Source organism: Acrocarpospora corrugata (assembly GCF_009687845.1).
GTDB lineage: Bacteria > Actinomycetota > Actinomycetes > Streptosporangiales > Streptosporangiaceae > Acrocarpospora > Acrocarpospora corrugata.
Genome location: NZ_BLAD01000035.1, coordinates 312,015 through 330,094, shown reverse-complemented (window position 1 = coordinate 330,094; position 18,080 = coordinate 312,015). Strand labels below are relative to the sequence as shown.

13 protein-coding genes are annotated in these 18,080 nt (G+C 68.6%); 6 read left to right on the top strand and 7 right to left on the bottom strand.

Translation table 11 applies throughout. The annotated features are described in order from the left end of the window. Positions 1-83: 83 nt before the first annotated feature. The 4 genes from Acor_RS01505 to Acor_RS01490 all read right to left on the bottom strand — a co-directional run bounded on the left by Acor_RS01505 (position 84) and on the right by Acor_RS01490 (position 4,314). Positions 84-911, bottom strand: coding sequence for a sugar phosphate isomerase/epimerase family protein (locus tag Acor_RS01505; protein ID WP_218034069.1), 828 nt, complete (start codon positions 909-911; stop codon positions 84-86). Between the two features lie 64 nt (positions 912-975). Then, positions 976-1,947 (bottom strand): Gfo/Idh/MocA family protein, encoded by a 972-nt coding sequence (locus Acor_RS01500; RefSeq protein ID WP_155334645.1) that lies wholly within the window; start codon positions 1,945-1,947, stop codon positions 976-978. Positions 1,948-2,030: 83 nt separating this feature from the next. Next, positions 2,031-3,506: an RCC1 domain-containing protein gene (locus Acor_RS01495; RefSeq protein ID WP_155334644.1), complete on the bottom strand. Its 1,476-nt coding sequence runs from the start codon at positions 3,504-3,506 to the stop codon at positions 2,031-2,033. A 202-nt stretch (positions 3,507-3,708) separates the two neighbouring features. After that, positions 3,709-4,314, bottom strand: a complete 606-nt coding sequence (locus Acor_RS01490; protein WP_170316751.1) for an HAD family hydrolase — start codon at positions 4,312-4,314, stop codon at positions 3,709-3,711. A gap of 167 nt (positions 4,315-4,481) precedes the next feature. On the opposite strand from Acor_RS01490, the gene Acor_RS01485 reads away from it, so the two are divergent. After that, complete coding sequence (locus Acor_RS01485; RefSeq protein ID WP_155334642.1) at positions 4,482-5,477, top strand: hypothetical protein; 996 nt, start codon at positions 4,482-4,484, stop codon at positions 5,475-5,477. 11 nt (positions 5,478-5,488) lie between these two features. On the opposite strand, the gene Acor_RS01480 is transcribed toward Acor_RS01485, so the two are convergent. Next, a complete protein-coding gene (locus tag Acor_RS01480) occupies positions 5,489-7,720 on the bottom strand; it encodes a terpene synthase family protein (protein WP_155334641.1) in 2,232 nt (743 codons plus the stop codon). 278 nt (positions 7,721-7,998) lie between these two features. Here Acor_RS01480 and Acor_RS01475 point away from each other — a divergent pair, with 278 nt between their 5' ends. Together Acor_RS01475 and Acor_RS01470 are read left to right on the top strand one after the other, a co-directional pair. Continuing rightward, the gene (locus Acor_RS01475; protein ID WP_246238338.1) at positions 7,999-8,532 is read left to right on the top strand and encodes a TIGR03086 family metal-binding protein; all 534 of its coding nucleotides are present in this window, start codon (positions 7,999-8,001) and stop codon (positions 8,530-8,532) included. After that, entirely contained in the window at positions 8,525-9,520 is a 996-nt protein-coding gene (locus Acor_RS01470; RefSeq protein WP_155334639.1) for a protein kinase family protein, read from the top strand. Before Acor_RS01475 ends, Acor_RS01470 begins: the two co-directional genes overlap by 8 nt. Before the next feature lie 7 nt (positions 9,521-9,527). On the opposite strand, the gene Acor_RS01465 is transcribed toward Acor_RS01470, so the two are convergent. Together Acor_RS01465 and Acor_RS43950 are read right to left on the bottom strand one after the other, a co-directional pair. Further along, positions 9,528-11,690: an RICIN domain-containing protein gene (locus Acor_RS01465; protein ID WP_155334638.1), complete on the bottom strand. Its 2,163-nt coding sequence runs from the start codon at positions 11,688-11,690 to the stop codon at positions 9,528-9,530. 9 nt (positions 11,691-11,699) lie between these two features. Further along, positions 11,700-13,073, bottom strand: coding sequence for a chitinase (locus tag Acor_RS43950; RefSeq protein ID WP_155334637.1), 1,374 nt, complete (start codon positions 13,071-13,073; stop codon positions 11,700-11,702). Positions 13,074-13,314: 241 nt separating this feature from the next. Here Acor_RS43950 and Acor_RS01455 point away from each other — a divergent pair, with 241 nt between their 5' ends. The 3 genes from Acor_RS01455 to Acor_RS01445 all read left to right on the top strand — a co-directional run bounded on the left by Acor_RS01455 (position 13,315) and on the right by Acor_RS01445 (position 17,904). Further along, complete coding sequence (locus Acor_RS01455; RefSeq protein ID WP_155334636.1) at positions 13,315-14,985, top strand: ABC transporter ATP-binding protein; 1,671 nt, start codon at positions 13,315-13,317, stop codon at positions 14,983-14,985. Then, entirely contained in the window at positions 14,982-16,739 is a 1,758-nt protein-coding gene (locus Acor_RS01450) for an ABC transporter ATP-binding protein (protein WP_155334635.1), read from the top strand. Before Acor_RS01455 ends, Acor_RS01450 begins: the two co-directional genes overlap by 4 nt. Positions 16,740-16,833: 94 nt before the next feature. Then, on the top strand, positions 16,834-17,904 hold the full coding sequence (locus Acor_RS01445; protein WP_155334634.1) for an iron-siderophore ABC transporter substrate-binding protein: 1,071 nt from the start codon (positions 16,834-16,836) through the stop codon (positions 17,902-17,904). Positions 17,905-18,080 lie beyond the last annotated feature (176 nt).

Below are 18,080 nucleotides of genomic sequence, written 5' to 3'. Positions count from 1 at the left end.
GGACTTGTCGGCCTCAGTCGGCTCCGCGGGCCGAGACCGGATGCCGGTGTGCTCACGACCCGCGTTGACCAGAGCGATCACAGTCATGAAAGACCTCGCAGGTAGGTGAGGCTGGTTTGGACGTTGGTGATCGGGCCGGTGCCTGGGGGTGGGTCGGTGGTGAGGATGACGTCCTGTTCCATGACGTACCAGCCGTTGTAGGCGGCGGCGGTGAGGCTGGTGATGATGCCGGCGATGTCCACGTCGCCCTGGCCTAGGGGGCGATATATGCCGTTCTTTACGGCTTCGGTGTAGCTGAGGGTGCCGGCTTGGACCTGGGTGGCGAGGGAGGTGTCCACGTCTTTGAGGTGGGCGTGGGCGATTCGGTGGGGTTCGTCGCGGGCTAGGTCTAGGGGGTTGGTGCCGCCGATGAGGAGGTGGCCGGTGTCGAGGCAGAGCTTGATGTGACTGCCGCCGAGGACGCGGCGGACTTCGGCAGCGGTTTCGATCATCGTGCCGACGTGTGGGTGGAGGGTGACCGCGCGCGGGAGTTCGGCGGTGATTCGGTCCAGGTTGCCGAGCAGGGTGCGCCAGCCGTCGGCGTCGAGCGCGGGTTTGGCGTCGTAGCCGTCTTCGCCGGTGACGGCGGCGAGCACGACGACCGTCTCCTCCGCGAAATTCCCGACGAGTTCCTTCAGCTCCGGCAGGGGATCATGCCCAGGCCGATGCAGAACAACAGGCACGAAGCCCCCAATAGCCTGCATATCATGATTTTTCAGGATATCGGGTGATAGGAAACCGTCGGGGCCGAGTTCGGTCGCGGTGAGGCCGAGGGTGCGCATCTCGGTGATGACGCGGTCGGGGTCTAGTTGGTAGCCCCAGCCGGGAACCTCGCAGACTCCCCAGGAGATCGGGGCGGCGGCGATCTTCACGCGATCACCTCGGCCAGCGGGACCGGACGGGCTTCGCCCCTGGAGTCGGCGGCCTCAGCGATCTTCACGACATCACCTCGGCCAGCCGGACCGCGCGGGCTTCGCTTCTGGAGAGGTCGGCGGCCTCGGCGATGTAGAGAGCGGCCAGGGCGTCGTCCACCGAGCAGGGGCTTTCGCCTGATTCCCGGACAGCCGTGAGGAAGGCGATCAGCTCGGCTTTGTAGGCGGCTTCGAATCTGCTCTGGAAGCCTGGCCAGGGGTCGCCTGACGGGAGAAGCCCTTCTGTGCTGATTAGGGGTACCCGGGGATCCAGGCCGATGGCCCAGGTGGCGGTGGTTCCGGCGAGTTCCATCCGCACGTCGTACCCGCCGCCGTTGTAGCGGGAACCCTGCAGAGTGGCGAGCGTGCCGTCGTCCATCGTCAGCACCGCCGCACTGTTATCGACATCGCCGTACTTAGCGAAGAACCCAGCACCCCGATTGGACCCGATCGCATAAACCGTCTCCACCTCCCGCCCGGTGACCCACCGAAGGGCATCGAAGTCATGGATATGGCAATCCCGAAATATCCCCCCAGACTTGGCGATGTACGCAGCCGGCGGCGGCGCCGGATCGCCGGTGATCATGTGCACCCGATCCAGCCGCCCCAACTCCCCCTTGAGCAACGCCTCCCTCGCCGCCAGATACCCCGCGTCAAAACGCCGCTGGAACCCGATATGCACCAGCACGCCACTCCGCCGCACCGCCTCCAGCACCTTCAGCGTCTCCGGCACATCCGGCGCCGCCGGTTTCTCGCAGAAAGCCGGAACCCCACGCGCGCACGCCTCGATCAGCAGCTCGGCATGCGTCCCGGTGGGCGTCGCGATCACCACCGCGTCGACGTCGAACGGATCCCCCGTCCTGGCACCGAGCGCGACCGCCATACGGTCGGCCAGTTCTCCGTTCTCATCATGGACGACCAGATCCTCGACCAGCCCGGCCAGCGTCCCCGCATGAAACGCACCGATCCTGCCAAGACCCAGCAAACCCACACGCATGACGAAACTCCTTGTCCGGGGGCTTTCAGTTCTAATTCAACCCCCGGAAAGGAGTCAATAGTTTGTCATGACATATAGACGTATCAACCAGCAGGCCCGTCCGGTGCCGGCGGCGGGCTGTCGGCGAGGGTCAGCGTGTAGGTGGCGGATACCTGCTTCAGCGGGAACGCGCTGGTGCCAGTGACGGCGATGGTGTAGGGCCCGGTCTCCAGGCTCACGCCGCTCAGCGTGAGCTGCGCCGATTCGCCCGATGACACGATGGGCGGGGAGAAGGTCGCCTTGATTCCCGGCGGCAACCCGGTGGCCTTGAGCGTCACCGACCCCCGGTAACTCCCGACGGAGGCGATCGACACCCAGGTATTGGCCTGAGCGCCGGCCGGAGCGAGGCCCGAAGGGAGGACCAGGGTTCCGGCCGCCGGATTCAGCTTCACCTGGAACAGCGGGCTGTCCGTGCGCAAGGCCAGCATGTGACCCCCCACACCACTGGACGCGAGTGCGACAGTGCCGCCCGGCAAGGCGGTGATCTCCGTCGGCGCCCTCATCTCCGTCGGGAGATCGCCGATACCCAGAATGCCGAGCGCATTGACTCCCCAGGAGTACGCCCGGCTGTCGTCAGTCAGCGCGAGAGCCGACCGGCGCGCAGCACTGATCTGGGTTACCCGCGCGATCTGCAGCTTGGCCGGAGCCCCTGCATTCCCCACCGGCGAGTGGATGCCCAACTGGCCGCGCACGTTCGAACCCCACGTGCGCAGAGTGCCGTCGCTGAGCAGGACCATGACGAAATCCCCGCCCGCCTCAAGATCGGCGACGCCTGAGATCGGACCTGCGACGTAGCCCGGCGACAACCGGATCTCCCCGGCGTCGGCATTGCCCAGCTGCCGCTCAGCATTGCTGCCCCAGCCGGATACGGTCCCGTCGCGCCGGAGCGCCAGACTGAAAACATCTCCGGCAGCCACATCGACGACGTCGGCCAAACCCGGAACCATGGTCGGGAACGCGGAGTATGGGGCGGTGCCGTAGCCGAGCTCGCCGACCAGGTTCGACCCCCAACTCCACACCGTGCCGTCGGAACGCCGGGCCAGGACATGGGCGAGGGACACATCGATCTGGGCGATCTCCCCGAGGCTGGGGATTCGCGTCGGCGTGGATCGCCCAGCGTCGACCGAGCCCAGACCAAGCCGTCCGGACGTGTTGACGCCCCAGGAGTACACCCGCCCGTGGGAATCCAGCGCCACGCTGAACACGGAACCGGCCCTCACTTCGACGATGTCGGTCAGCCCGGGTACAGGGGCCGGTTCCGTACGGGAAACATCGGTGCCGTCGCCCAGCTGGCCGGAGTTGTTGGCGCCCCAGGACCACACCCTCCCGTCCTTGGCGAGCGCCACGCTGTGGTTGGTTCCCGTGGAGGCGTCCACAAAGTCGAGCCCGCCGGGCACCGGCACGGGGAGCGGCAGCACGGCGGGCCCGGCAGTGACCTGTCCGGCGCTGTTGGAGCCCCACCCCATCAGCTGGGTCGGCACGTCGGGCGTCGTTCCGTGGGCCGGTCCCGCGGGCGGCATGACGACACTTGTGGCGACAACGAGCAGCGCTGATCCCCAGCGAAGGACGCGTCGAGAGCTCAAAGTTCACCCCTCCTGGCGTGGTTCGCACGGGAGTGCGTGCTCCCATCTCAGCGACTCGCCGGAGCGCCCACCAGGACCAGTGCCCACGCAGAAGAGGCGAGTAGTGGCCCACTGCTCCGACCACGCCGATTGGTGGTCCTCAGCGCTCCCGCAGCAGCCGGGCGAGATCCTCGTCGAGCCGCCCGGCGTCCGTGAATACCAGCGCCCGCATGCCGACCGCCTCGGCGGCGGTCACGTTCGGGGGCCGGTCGTCGACGAAGACGCAGTCTCCGGCGGCTGCGCCGAGCGAGGCCAGAACCGCCGTGTAGATCTCGGGGCTGGGCTTGGAGGTGGCCATTCTGCTGCTGAAGAAGCGATGTTCCAGGTCGGCCATCCACGGGAGGTCTTCGAGGGCGTCGGCCAGTTCGTGCGGGGCGTTGGACAGCAGGGCCAGACCCAGGCCCCGGCTTTTCAGGCGTGCGATCAGCTCCACGGTGGCCAGGTCGGGGGTGAGCCAGCTGGTGATGTCGAGCCGGATGAGCTCCTCGGTCGTCTCGGCCGGGAAGTCGGCTTCCAGCGTCTTCGCCACGGCCGACCAGAAGTCGCCGGCGGTCATCAGCCCCCGGTCGTACGGGTCTCGATGGTCCCAGTAGGCCGCCCAGAAGCGGCCGGACTCGACCCCGGCGACGGCGACCATGCCATCCCGGGCGGACTGCGGCTGATGCCGCCCTATTACTCCGGCGAAATCAAAGATAATCCAGCGCATAGACCGGCAATTATGCCGACCGGACGATGGCACGTCCAGGCGAGAATCCGACGAATACCCCCCGTTGAGTACGTCACCGGTTAACATGGGCAGTCGGCAATGGGGGCACGGGGGTTGTGGTGCGGGAAATCCGTGATGCGGTCGAATTCAAGAACATCCGGCGAATTATGTCCGCCAATTCAGCGGACCTCATCAGGGCATCACTGGCGCTGCCACGGGCGGATCCCACGATTCCGCTGCTCACCCGGCCGGGCTGGATCCCGGCGGCTCCGATTCCGCTGGACGATGTCCCGCTCGAATGGCGGCAACATCCGGACGCGGATCGCGCGGAAGAAGCGCGGTCCTGGCTGACCCACTATTGGCCCGGATCGACTTATTCGGAAATGGTGAGGAATCTGGAGCGGCCCTCACATTTCTTTAACGGCCTGTCGTATCGGCTGGTCGAGGCGGACCCGGTGCTGACGTTCACGGCGACGCGCTACTGGGACCAGTTCGACACCGGCGAGGCCCTGCAGTTCGAAGCGGCCAAGGAGTGGCACCGCTCGGGCACGATCGAGGGCCCCTACCGCCGCTGGCTGGCGGACCCCTTCGACCTGTCCCGCCGGTACGCGATCCCCGGCGTCAACGCGCTGACCATCCGCAACGCCGATACACCGACATTTCAGCTCATGAACCGGCGGCGGGTGGCCGTGGCGATGGGCACGACCCACGTCGTCCCGGCAGGAGACTTCCAGCCCTCCCAGGACTACGACCCCCGCCCAGACCAGGAACTCCGGCTCCGCAACACCATGATCCGCGAATACGCGGAGGAACTACTCGGCGCACACGAGGATCGGACCACCCCCGTGGACATCACCCGGGACGCCCCACATGCGGCGATCTACCAGACGTTCGCCTCAGGAGCCGCCTCCGCCTGGTATCTCGGCATCGGCCTCTCCCCGCTGACCTGGAAACCAGAGATCCTCATCGCCTGCGTCTTCGACGTCCCCGCCTTCGACCAGCTCTTCGCCGGCATATCCACCGAAACCGCGGAAGGCGAACTCCTGAACGACCTCCCCTTCGAGGAGGAGACCATCCGCCACTACGCGACCTCCCCCAGCACCCTCCCCGCCGCGCAAGCCTGCCTCACCCTCGCCTGGGACCACCGGAAACTGATCACCTGAACAACCGGCCACTATCCGGGCACTCTGGCCGCCGGAAGATGCGCGCGCAGAGCCGAGGTCCCCAGACCGGTGGGCAGATGGTCGGGAATGGACCGGGGAGCGTTGTGCACCCGTTCGAGTTCCGCTTCGGTGTAGCGCACGCAGCGCAGGTGCCATTCGAGGATGCCCGACATCCACTCCTTGAGGTCGTCCGCCTGCCGGGTGAGGGCGGCCTTCGCCTCGGCTGACAGGTCGGACCGGCTGTCCAGCAGGGCGGGCAGTTCGTGGTCGGCCAGATACTCGAACTGGCTCATCCGCGCGGTCATCAGATTGGCGACCACGTCGCGGGCCGTGACGCGGTCCACGTCGAGGAACTTCTCCACGACCAGGACGATGTTGTGGACCTCGCCCTCGTACTGCATCTCCTTCTGGTAGGAGAACAGGTCGTTGGTGAAGGTGGCGTAGTCCATCGCGGCCGTCTCCAGTTCGCGGAGCACCCGGGACTGGTAGATCTCCTGCGGGATCACGTCCATCGTGGCCATTTTGGCGAGCGCGCTGGTCATCTCCGAGCCGAAGGTGCTGCGGCGCATCTCGACGTAGTCGATCGGATCGGGGATCCGGTGCTGGGCCTGGTTGACCAGTTCCCATTCCCAGCTGTCGAGCATCTTTTCCACGGCGACGCGGAACAGCTGCCGGCTCCGCAGGTTCATCGGCCCCGCCGTACGCCGCCAGAGGTCCTGGAGGCCGCGTTCGACCGGATTGGCGGGAATCGGCATGAGCTCGTCGTCGTCGATCGGCATGAACTGGCGGAGCCGCTCACCGAGGAGCCGGGCCCCGACGAGATCGCGGGAGGCTCCGAACACCACCGGGTAGTAGTCGTCCCCGTAGGTCCCCCAGGCCAGCCAGTCGCTGGACAGATCGAGCTGCTCGGGGCTCGCGTCCGCGTTGATCATCGCGGCGCAGTGCGCGAAGTCGAAGCCGATGAACCGCCGCTCGTCCCAGAGCCCGCCGGCCTCGACCCCGGGCGTGGAGTCGAAGAAGCCCATCTCCCTGGCCCACCCGACCGCGTTCCGCCGGGCCGCCGCCAGATGCGGGCTGGTCCTGACCGCATACGGCATGTGGAAGTCCGGCAGCGGAAGATGCCCGACCGGCTGGAACGGCACGTGCGAGTGCTGCCTGACCCGCTGCCGCAGCCCCAGTTTCCCGGGTGTGAGCAGCTGCCGCAGGCTCTCGGTGCCCAGCCCGGTCGGCCCGGACGGCAGCCCTTCGGGCACCGCGCCCTCGTTCATGTACCGGCTGGACCGCGCATGCCACTCGTGCCCCCCGGACTGCCAGTCCTGCAGGCCCTTCGCGTAGGCCCCGACGGCGGCCTGCTCGTGCGGCGGGACGCCGTGCCGGAGCATCAGGCCGGGCACCTCGATGAGCGCGGTGTTCTCGAACTGCTGGAGCCGGGAGGTGAGCAGGTCGTTGACGAGTTCGGCGGCCTCCTGGGTGGTGCAGTCGAAGAACCGCTCGAAGACCAGCACCGCGTTGGAGTTCTCGCCCTCCTCCTGGACCTCGCGCTGGTAGGAGAACAGGTCGTTGCGCAGGTGCACGGCGTCGGAGAAGGTGTCGGTGAGCACGGTGATCGGCCGTTCTCCGGCGAGCGCCTCGGGGATCTCGGCGGAGACGTACTCCACCAGGTTGGCGGACCAGGGCGCGCCGCCGACGCGGCGGCGCATCTGCACATACTCGATGGGGTTGGCGATCCGCCCGCGGTCGATGTTCTCCAGTTCCCACATCGACTCGACCATCAGGTTGTGCGTGCTGACGATGAACCGCTCCCGCCAGCCGTCCGACATGGCCGGTACGGTGCGCTCCCACAGATCCTTGAGACCCGCTTCGGCCGGATTCGTCACCTCCGGCGGGGTGTCGGACATGAACAGCTCAAGCCGGTCGAGGTACACCTGCGCGCCCACCAGGTCGCGGGAGTGCTTGAACTCCTCCAGGAAGTGGTCGTCGAAGAAGAACACCCACACATACCAGTCGGTGATCAGGTCGAGGGCCGGCCCGTCGCAGTCCGGGTGGGTGTAGCCGCACATGAGCGCGTAGTCCATCCTGGCCAGCGCGGTCTCGTCCCAGACCACCCCGCCGCCGGGTTTCGGCGCGTCCAGCATGCCCATCTCCTTGGCCCAGGCCATGCTGTGCACGCGGGAACGTTCCACGTGCGTGTTGAGCCTGGCCGGATACGGCATGTAGAAGTCGGGCAGAGTGAACGCCTGCATCGAAAGATCCCCCAGTCTGATCCCCGGACCACACGTACTCGCGGTGACGACCCTTGCACCCAATGTGCATCCCGCGCAACCTCCGGACCCCAACCCGCAGGACACATCCGTGTACCACGCGCCCCGGCAGCCCCAAACCCAATTAATACGGCATAAAACGCCATATATACGTAGAAATCTCCCTGAGGTTTGTCCATGTATATGGCTATTGCGAGGTTCTGGGGAAGACATCTGGGGAGGGGTTTGATATGGATACTCCAGAACTTCACCAACGCGCGATGGCCGGATTCGAGGAACGCGTCCACGCCGTCGGCGAGGACCAGTGGCGCCTCAGCACGCCCTGTTCCGACTGGAATGTGCGCATGCTGGTGAACCACATCACGGGCGAGAACATGTGGACGGCTCCGCTGATGGCCGGGCAGACCATCGCCGACATGGGCGACGCCTTCGACGGCGATCTGCTCGGCTCCGACCCGGTCAAGGCGTTCGACGCCGCCGCCGAGCAGGCCGTCATGGCCATGCACGAACCGGGCGCGATGGACCGCACCGTGCACCTGTCCTTCGGCGACGTCCCCGGCTCCGAGTACGCCGCCCAGCTCTTCGCCGACATCCTGATCCACAGCTGGGACCTGGCCAGGGCCGCCCACGGCGACGAACGCCTCGATCCGGAACTCGTGGCCGCCTGCGCGGCCTGGTTCGCGGACGAGGAAAACCTCTACCGGGACGCCGGGCTGATCGCGCCGCGAGTGGGCGTGCCGGCGGACGCCGACCAGCAGACCCGGCTCCTGGCGGCGTTCGGCCGCGATGCCTGAGGTCGCCGCCTCGATCGAGGAGCTGGTCAAGGGCGCCACCGCCCGGGAGCCGATGAGCAGGCGGCCCGGTTCGATGTCGGGGTCCAACTTCGAGCGCGTCGTGATCGACGAGGGCCATTACGTGCTCAAGTACCTGTCCTGGGACCTGGACTGGATCACCCGGGCGACCTCCGACGTCAGCTGCCGGGTGCTGAACCTGTGGCGCACGGGCGTGCTGGCCCGGCTGCCGAAGGAGATCGACCACACCATCGTCGGCGTGGCCCACGAGGGCAACCTCACCGCGCTGCTGATGCGGGACGTCTCGGCCTGCCTGGTCCCGCCCGGGGACGCCGAACTGCCGGCTGAGCAGCACGCGGCCTTCCTCCACCACATGGCGGCGCTGCACGCGGCCTTCCTGGGCCTGGCGCAGGAGGACCAGCTCGGGCTGATGCCCCCGGGTTCCCGGTGCAAGGCGTTCTCCCCCGCCAGCGCCCGCCACGAGGCCGAATCCCGGCACGCCGATCCGGTGCCCCGCCAGATCCCCGGCGGCTGGCAGGCCCTCCAGGAGGCGGCCCCGGAAGCGGCCGGGTACGCGCTGGCGCTGGCCGCCGACCCGGAACCGCTGGCCGACGCGCTCGCGGACACCCCGGTCACGCTGGTGCACGGCGACTGGCGGACCGGCAATCTCGGCTCCCACCCGGACGGCCGGACGATCCTGCTGGACTGGGCCTGGCCGGGGCGGGACGGGCCGTGCGTGGACCTGGCCCGCTACCTGGCGGTGAACTGCGACCGGCTGCCCGAACCCAAGGAGTCGGCGATCGAGCGGTACCGGGACGCGTTGGAACTGCACGGCGTACCAACGAAAAGCTGGTGGAAACGACAGCTGGAACTGGCCTTGCTGGGAGGGTTCGTCCAGCTTGGCTGGTCGAAATGTGGGGACGAATTGGGATGGTGGGTGGAGCGCACCCTGCCCGCCGCGCGAGGGTTGCTCGGGCGGCGGGCAGGGTGAGATCAGGTCAGGGGTAGTTGACCCAGTTCGCGACGTTGGTGGATGAATTCGAGGGTCCACCGGTCGTGTTGATGATGTTCCGGATCGTCCCGACACCGCCGAGCGACACGGTCACCATGTTGTGGAACCGCACGCCAGGCGTGTTCGGGACCTCGAAGGCCCGGGCCGCGATCACGCCGGGATTGACGTTGAAGTAGCAGTAACTCCCCAGACCCCACGCTTCGTGGCTGGTGACGGTGTTGGCCACCTTGTACGCCGCGTAGCCCTGCGTGCTGCCGTTCATCCAGGCGGCCTGGTTGGGCGGGTCGTAGGGCATCTCGTTCTGGTAGAAGTAGGTCCGCCCGCCGTTCCCGTTCCACACCGTCTGGTACTGCTGGTAGTGCTCGACGAACAGGCCGTACATCGTGACGTCGTTGCCGTTCACGGTCAGCCCGTTCGCCGCCGTGTTGGAGTTCCATCCGATGCCGCTGCCGTGGTCGCCGCGCCAGATCCAGGTGTGGTCGCCGATCACGTTGTGGCTGTTCACGACCAGGCTCTGGGTCGCCTTGCCGACCGCCGCGCCGCCGACCCTGAAGTACACGTCGTGCAGCGAGGTCGGGTTGGCCGCGTGCGACGCCGCCGAGCCGGCCGGGCCGACCTGCATGAGCATCGCCGAGTTGACGGTGCCCGCGTCGAACAGGATCCCGGCCACCTTGACCCCGTCGACGTCGGCGACGGTCATCGCGGTGACGCCGTTGTCGGGGATGAACGTGGCCAGACCCAGCCCGAGCACCACGGTGTTGGCGCGGGTCACCCGGATCGTGTCATTCAGGTGGTAGACGCCCGGGGTCACCAGGAGGTCCTGCCCGGCGGCCAGCGCCGCGTTGATGTTGGCGGCGGTGTGCCCCGGTTTGACGATGAAGAACTGGCTGATCGGCAGCGACGTCCCCGCCGGGGAGCCGCCCGACCAGCTGGTGCCGGTGGAGTTCGTCCGCACCGCCGGGACGAAGACCTGGTAGGCCCCCGCCTGGTCGATGTAGAGGAACGGCTTCTCCCGCACCACCGGCGTGGTCGCCACCCTCGTGTACGGCGGGCTCGGGAAGTTCCCGGCCGGCGCGTTGGTGGCCCCCACGAACACCATGTTCCAGTTGGAACCCGTCCAGCTGCCCATCTCGGTGTTCCGCGTCAGCCACTGCTGCTGCGACCCCGACCGGACCTGGCCGTCGACCTTGGTGTCCGCGAACAGGCCACCGCTCGACCAGCCGCCGTCGTCCAGCTGCAGGTTCCCGCGCAGATGCATCCGCCGGTACGGCGCCGCCTGCGAAACCGCCCACCGATCATTCCCGCCGGGCGGATTGACCGACATGTTCTCCACGCCACGCCAGAAGTTCTGGGTCGCGTTGCCCTGGAACCAGTCCGCCTCGGCGTGCACCGGCCCGTTGATCGTGACGTTGTCCGGCGACAGGCCGAGCCCGAGCACCTGCGTGTAGAAGCCGACGTTCACGTCCACGTTGTAGGACCCCGGCCGGAACAGCAGCGCGAACCGGTTGCCGCCGAACTGGTTGGTCTGCTGCTGGTTGAAGACGGTGTTCAACCGGCTCTGAATGGTCGCGGCGGGCGTCGACGGGTCGAAGATGCTCACGTTCGGCCCGAGATCCGGGTTGGGCCCGGTCGGGGGCGGGCCGCCGCCGAAGGTGAACGACTGGGCGGTGGTGCCGTTGCAGGTGTACTGCTGGAACTGCACGCTGTCTCCCGTGGCGGCGCCCGGCATGTCGAGGCATTTGCCGCTGTGCCGGTTGACGAAATGGTAGAAGCCGCCCGGCTCCTCCACCGCCTGCCACTGCTGGTTGTTGCCGCCGCCGTACAGCCAGAGCTGGATGGGCGCGCTGTCGGCGACCGAGACGCCGGTGACGTCCCAGGTCTGGGCGGCGTTGAGCGCGCTGTTGACGCGGAAGTAGCCGCCGCTGGTGGGCTGGAACTGCCAGGACTGCGCGGTCGTGCCGTTGCAGGTGTACTGCTGGACCGCGGTCCCGTTGGCTGACGCCGCCGCGCGGGCGTCGACGCACTTGCCGCTGGCCCTGTTCACCACTGTGGTGAATCCGGTCGGCGGGGCCGCCTGCGCCGGGCCGGACAGCCCGATCAGCGACCCCGCGACCAGCACCAGGGCGATCAGGGCGCTCCTGATGGACATCCGGACTCCTTAGAAGCCGGCCGTGATGCGAGTGAAGTCCCAGTTGGCCTGGGGCGTGCCGCTACAGGTCTCGGTGAGGCCGCCTGCGCAGGGACGGTCCCGGTTGACCGACCAGTACGCGAACCGGGTCAGGCCCCTGGCGCGGGCCCAGTCGCGGATCTGCGTCCAGACCCCGGTCGTGGTGATCTCACCCTGGTCGGAGCTGCCGTTCATGCCGGAGATGCCCATCCGCGCGTACGCCTGCGCGTCGGTCCAGCCCCACGCCGACTTGAGCGCGTTCTTCAGGCCCTCCGAGGAGTTGACCGTGGCCTGGTACATGTTGCCGTGGCCGCCGAAGTTGAACGGCATGATCGTGTAGTTGTCGATCGGCACGTTCAGCGCCCGGGCCTGGTTGATCAGCCGGATGCCGTCGCCGGTCGGCCCGTTGAGGCCGGTGCCGAAGGTGACCGCGATCTTCACGTTCGGGTTGTTCTGCTTGACGATCTTGAGACCGTTGAGGATGCGGTCCTGGACCGTGTAGTTGGAGAACTCGTCGGTGTTCTCGATGTCGAAGTCGACCACGGCCGGGCCGACGGCGTTGATGACCTGCTGCACGGCGCCGGCGTACGCGGCCGGGGTGGAGCAGTTCGGCCCGAGCTTGTTGCCGGACCAGCCGCCGAAGGAGACTTGCACGCTGCCGCCGGCCGCCTTGATGGAGTTGATGGTGGACTGGTCGACGCCGCCGGTCAGCGGCCTGCTGCCGTCCCAGCGCGGCACGCAGCCGCCGCCGGACAGGATGAACGCCATGGTGAAGGAGCGCACGCCGGTCTGGCTCATCACCGTGGCGGCGTTGGGCGGGCTGCCCCAGCCCATGTACAGATACGGCGCGCCCGGCATCTTGCCGGGCGGCGGGGGCGGCGGGGGCGGGGTGGTGCCGGTGGGCAGCGTCCAGCGCTGGTTGGCGCCGGCGAAGCAGTCCCAGATCTGGAGCGGGGTGCCGTCGGCGGAGCTGTTCCCGGTGGCGTCCAGGCACTTGCCGAGCGCGCGCAGGGTGCCGTCGCTCTGCGCGGTCCAGACCTGGGCGGTGCTGCCGTTGCAGTCCCAGATCTGCACCTTGGTGCCGTTGGCGCTGCTGGCGGCGTTGACGTCCAGGCACTTGCCGAGGGCGCGGATGGTGCCGTCGGTGCCGGTCGTCCAGGATTGGGCGCCGGTGCCGTTGCAGGTGTAGAGCTGGACCTGGGTTCCGTTGGCCGTGCTGGCGGCGGCGACATCCACGCACTTGCCGCCGAATCCGGTGATCTGACCGGTCGCCGCCGAGGCGGGCGTGACACCGGTCGCGACGAGGGCGAGCGCGACGGCTCCGGCCGCCAGGACTCGCGCTAATCGGGGGCGCTGAAGGGGCATGTTCGTCTCTCCCGGTTGTTCACTTCTTAAATTAACCCGGATATAACCCCTTCCTGCCTGGCGGTGTCAATAGGAAAGTTTCCTAATGATTGAAGAGATCTTGGCCCGTCAGAGGATGTACGCTGACGATCGTTCCGCGCCGTGAGTAGGCGTGAGCGTGCCCGGGAACCCGCACTCTGGTTAGGGAAGACTTAGTTAGTGTAGCCTTACCTAAATTTGTCGGATGATTCGGAGGATTTAGGTGAGTGCGGGGCGAGATGTCCTGTGGGGAGCGGTCCGCGGGCAACGGCGCGACGTTCTCTTCGGGTCCGTGCTGGGGGCAGGGCATCAAGCCGGCGAGGTGGCGGTCCCCGTCCTCATCGGCGTCGTCATCGACCAGGCCGTCGCCCGGGGCGACCTGACCGCGCTGCTCGGCTGGCTCGCCGCGCTCGCCGCCGTATATGTCAGCCTCTCGTTTAGTTTCCGGTACGGCGCCCGCGCCGGTGAACGCGCCGCGGAACAGACCGGCCACGAACTCCGGTTACAGCTCGTACGCCGCGTCCTCGATCCCCGCGGCGGCACCGAACAAGGGCGCTTACCTGGGGCTTTGACGACGATCGCCACCGAGGACGCCAAACGGGTCGGCGCCGTGAACATGGCCGCGATCATGGGAATCGGCGCGCTCTTCGGAGTGCTGGTGGGCGCGGTCGTGCTGCTGTGGATCTCGCTGCCGCTCGGCCTGCTGGTCCTGCTGGGCACACCCCTGCTGCTGTTCGCGGGGCATCTCCTGAGCAAACCGCTGGAACGGCGCAGCGAGGCGGAACAGGAACGCGCCGCCCACGCCTCCGGCGTCGCCACCGACTTGGTGACCGGGCTGCGAGTACTCAAAGGCATCGGCGCGGAATCCGCCGCCGTCGCCCGTTACCGGCTCACCAGCCGGGAATCTCTGGTGGCCACCCTGCGGGCGGCGCGCGCGGAGTCCTGGCAGTACGGGATGGTGCTGGCGCTGACCGGCGGCTTCATCGCGGTCGTCGCGCTGATCGGCGGACGGCTCGCCCTGCAGGGAGACATCAGCCTCGGCCAGCTGGTGTCGGCGGTCGGCCTCGCGCTCTTCCTGCTCGGACCGCTGGAGGTCTTCTCCTGGGTGAACGCCGAACTGGCCCAGGGACGCGCGTCGGCGGGCCGGATCGCCGAAGTGCTCGCCACTCCCCCGGCCGTTGGCACGGGCACACGCGCTCTCCCCGATCCGGTTCGCGGCGAGTTGCGGCTTCGGGACGTGCGTTGTGACGGGTTGACGCTCGACCTGGCGGTCTCCCCCGGCGAGATCGTCGGTGTCGTCGCCACCGATCCGGCCCACGCCACCACGCTGCTGCGCTGCCTCGGGCGGCAGACCGACCCCGAGGCCGGAGTGATCGAACTGGACGGGGTGCCGTTCACCGAGGTGGACCCCGCCGATCTCCGGCTGGCGATTCTGGTCGCCGAGCATGACGCGGACCTGTTCGAGGGCACGTTGCGTACCAATGTGGCGGCCGAGGAGGCCGTGCTGGACCGGGTGCTGGTCGCCGCCGGTGTGGACGAGGTCGCGCGCGGGCTGCCGCTCGGCGTCGACGCGCCGGTGATCGAGCGCGGGCGATCGTTGTCGGGCGGGCAGCGGCAGCGGGTGGCGCTGGCGCGTGCGCTCGCCGCCGACCGGGCGGTGCTCGTGCTGCACGATCCGACCACGGCGGTGGACACCGTGACCGAGGCGCGGATCGCGGGCGGGTTACGGGAGATCCGGCAGGGCCGTACCACCCTCGTGGTGACCACCAGCCCGGCGCTGCTGGCGGTCACCGACCGGGTGGTGCTGCTGGACGGCGGCCGCGTCGCCGACCTGGCCCCCCACGCCGAACTGGTACGGCGGAACGCCGTCTACCGGGCGGTGGTGCTGGCATGAGCCGGGAGCTACTGCCCACCGCCACTCCGGCGCGGACCAGAGCCGCGGTGCTCGAACTGCTGCGGCCGCATCGGGCGCTGGCGATCGCCGGCTTCTCCGTCATGGTCGGCGCCACCGCGATCGGGCTGCTCACCCAGCCGCTGCTGGGGCACATCGTCGACCTGGTCGACTCCCGGAGCGCGCTCGACGCGCTCACCCTGCCCGTGGTGTTCCTCGTCATCGTGGCCGTCGTGCAGGGCGGCGCGACCGGGCTGGGGCTGTCGCTGATCGCCAGGCTCGGTGAGACCGTGCTGGCCAGGCTGCGGGAACGGTTCGTCGGGCGGGCGCTGCGGCTGCCGCTTGAGCAGGTGGAGAAGGCCGGTTCCGGCGACCTCACCGCCAGGGTCACCGCCGACGTCTCGCAGGTGGCCGAGGCGATGCGGACCGCGCTGCCGGAGCTGGCCAGGTCGGTGCTGGTGATCATTCTCACCATGTTCGCGCTGGCCGTGGTGGACTGGCGGTTCCTGCTGGCGGCCCTGCTCGCGGTGCCGTTCCAGGCGCACACCGCGCGGTGGTACGTGCGCGACGCCGTCCCCCTGTACGCCCGGCAGCGCATCGCGGGCGGCGCCCAGCAGCAGCAGTTGCTGGAGACCATCGGCGGCGCGTCCACCGTGCGCGCCTTCCGGATCGAGGACGAGCACGCCGGGCGGGTCACCGAACGATCGCAGCGGGCCGTCGACCTGACCATGCGCGGCGTCTGGCTGGTGCTGCGTTTCTACAGCCGCCTGCACGTCGCCGAGTACATCGGCCTGGCCGCCGTCCTGATCGCCGGTTTCCTCATGGTCCGCGGCGGACTGGTCTCCATCGGTACGGCTACCGCCGCCGCCCTCTACTTCCACGGCCTGTTCGGACCGGTCAACACCGCACTCGTGCTGATCGACGACGCCCAGTCGGCCGCGGCGAGCCTGGCCCGGCTGATCGGGGTCATCGATCAGCCGGAACCCCCCGCGCGCACGGCCGAAGTCACGGCCACGCCGGAGGAGGCGGTCGCGGTGGCGGGGCTTCGTCATGCGTATGAGGAGGGTCGGCCGGTTCTGCACGGCATCGACCTGACCATCGGGCGCGGAGAGAGGGTGGCGCTGGTCGGCGCCAGCGGCGCGGGCAAGACGACGCTGGCCCGGCTGATCGCGGGAGTGCATGTCCCGGCCGGGGGTTCGGTGCGGTTCGGGGCGAGTGAGCGAGTGGCGATGATCACCCAGGATGTGCATGTTTTTGCCGGTTCCCTCGCCGATGACCTGCGGCTGGCCCGGCCCGAGGCCACGGACGCGGAGTTGCGCGAGGCGCTCACCCGGGTGGATGCCCTGACCTGGGCGGACACGCTGCCCGACGGCTTGGGGACGATCGTCGGCGAAGGCGGGCACCGGCTCACCGCGACGCAGGTTCAGCAGGTCGCCCTGGCCCGGCTGATTCTCGCCGACCCGCCGATCGCCGTCCTGGACGAAGCCACCGCGGAAGCCGGGAGCGCCGGGGCCCGCGTCCTCGAAAAGGCCATCGACCAGGCGATCGCGGGACGGACGGCGCTGATCGTCGCCCATCGCCTCAGCCAGGCGGCCACCACCGACCGGGTGGTCGTCATGGACGACGGCCGGATCGTCCAGATCGGCCACCACACCGCGCTCTGCGCGACCGACGGCCCTTACGCGACCTTGTGGACGACCTGGACCGGCCTCCGCGTAACCGACATCCCCGACTCCAACCCGCCTGTCCCTGAATGACCTATCCGCGTAGCTGGGATCCCCCGGCCCTATACCGACATGTCCATCTGACCGTCGCTAGTTCTGACAAATCCCGATCTGCGAAGGATCTTTCATGTTTCGCTCCATGAAGGGTGGTCGGCCCGCCGCTGTGGTCGCCGCCGCCCTGCTTTTCCTCGCCACCGCTTGCGGTTCCGGGCAGGAGACCGCAGCCCCGTCCGCGCCCGCGGCCTCCGCTCCCGCCGAGTCCGCGCCGGCGGCCGTCTTCCCCGTGACGATCGACCACAAATTCGGCACCACCACCATCCCGGCCGCCCCGGCCCGGGTATTCACCGTCGGCCTGACCGACCAGGACGCGGTGCTGGCGCTCGGCGTCGTCCCCGTGGGCACCACCGAGTGGTTCGGCGGTTTCCCGGGGGCCATCGGGCCGTGGGCGAAGGACAAGCTGGGTAGTTCGCCCGTACCGACCGTGCTGGAGGACACCGGCACCGGGCCGCAGGTCGAGAAGATCGCCGCGCTCAAGCCGGACCTGATCATCGCGCTGTACTCCGGCCTCACCAAGGAGCAGTACGAGACGCTGTCGAAGTTCGCGCCGGTCGTCGCGCAGCCGAAGGAGTTCAACGACTACGGCATTCCGTGGCAGGACCAGACCCTGCTCGCGGGCAAGGCGCTCGGCAAGGACGCCGAGGCGAAGGCGCTGGTCGATGCTGTGGACGCGAAGTTCGCGGCGGCCAAGGCCGAGCACCCGGAGTTCGCCGGGGCGTCCGCCGTGGTGGCCACCCCGTATGAGGGCTTCTTCGTGTACGGCAGCCAGGATGCCCGGTCGCGGACGCTGACCTCGCTGGGTCTCACTCTGCCGTCCGATCTGGACCAGGTCATCGGCAACCAGTTCGGGACGAGCATCAGCCGCGAACGCGCCGACCTCCTCGACCAGAAGGTGGCCGTGTGGACGGTTCCCGACCTGGTCAAGGACGTGGAGACGCTGCACAAGGACAAGCTCTATGCCGACATGTCGGTTGTGTCGGAAGGGCGCGAGGTGTTCATCGCCGAGGCCAGTGACTACGGGGTCGCGTTCTCGTTCGTGACGGTGCTCAGCCTGCCGTACGTGATCGACCGCCTGGTCCCGCAGCTGGCGGCGGCGATCGACGGGGACGCGGCCACCAAGGTGGAGCAGCCGAGCTCCTGACACGCACCAAAGGGCCGGGTCATCTGACCCGGCCCTTTCGCGTTGGCGTCGAGCGCCATCGGGTTGTTGGCGACGACGGCGTCCGGCGGCTCGTCCAGCGCGACCGCCGTCGACCCGGTAGTCGGCCGGCGCTGATGTCGCCGGGTACGCGAAGGGCCGGGAGTGGTGTCCCGGCC